Source organism: Cupriavidus sp. 01L43, assembly GCF_056399925.1.
In genome coordinates this window covers 1-1,119 of the sequence record NZ_JBFTSH010000043.1, presented here as the reverse complement: position 1 = coordinate 1,119, position 1,119 = coordinate 1, and the positions used below count along the sequence as shown (strand labels likewise).

General features: G+C 31.1%; 1 protein-coding gene. It reads left to right on the top strand.

From position 1 onward, the window contains the following. Positions 1-420: 420 nt before the first annotated feature. Positions 421-1,119: replication initiation factor domain-containing protein (locus tag AC1DP9_RS27670; RefSeq protein ID WP_477109068.1), on the top strand; the 699-nt coding region annotated here is incomplete at its 3' end.

Below are 1,119 nucleotides of genomic sequence, written 5' to 3'. Positions count from 1 at the left end.
CAATAAAGCAATTGGAATAAAGCAACAAAAGGAGTTGAAGAAAATGAGTGAGAAAACTAAGAAAAGCATTCGTATAGCATTATCTTTTGCACAAGTAGTAGTACAGTCATTTATAGTTTATTATGCTTACAAGCAATATAAATTATCTAAAGAAAATTAATTTTTGATTATGTAATAAGTTTTGGTACTAAAAAAGACTTGATCTGATTAGACCAAGCCTTTTGATAGTGTTATATTAATAAACAAATAAAAAGAAGTCGCTCACCCACCGACCAAAGTTTGTGAACGACAATCCTAAAAGAAAACATGAGTTGTTTTTTATGAATTTGTATATTTAAATACTAAACGATATTTAAATATACATCAAGATAAATATTCGGGTGGGCGACTTCTTAAATTAAATTAAGGAGTCGATTTTTTATGAGTAGAAAAGAGCAAGAAATTCATTCAAAGCAAAGCACATTACAAGAAGTTACAAATTACACCTCAACCGGATACTCTAATAGCCGGTTAGGAGTGCATTCTGTGCACCCACAAAATCCTAAATTAAGTTTTGACGCTATGACAATAGTTGGAAATCTCAGTCGTGACAACGCTCAAAAGCTATCGTCATTTATGAGTATCGAACCACAAATTCGACTTTGGGATATACTACAAACGAAATTTAAAGCTAAAGCACTGCAGGAAAAAGTTTATATCGAATACGACAAAGTAAAAGCAGATACATGGGATAGACGTAATATGCGTGTTGAATTTAATCCGAATAAACTTACGCATGAAGAAATGCTTTGGTTAAAACAAAACATYATCAACTAYATGGAAGATGACGGTTTTACAAGAATAGATTTAGCTTTTGATTTTGAAGATGATTTAAGTAATTATTATGCAATGACTGATAAAGCAGTTAAGAAAACTGTATTTTATGGTCGTGACGGGAAACCAGAAACAAAATAYTTTGGCGTTCGTGATAGYGATAGATTTATTAGAATTTATAACAAAAAACAAGAACGTAAAGATAACGCAGATGTCGAAGTTAYGTCTGATCACTTATGGCGTGTAGAAATTGAACTTAAAAGAGATATGGTTGATTATTGGAACGATTGTTTTGAAGATTTACAT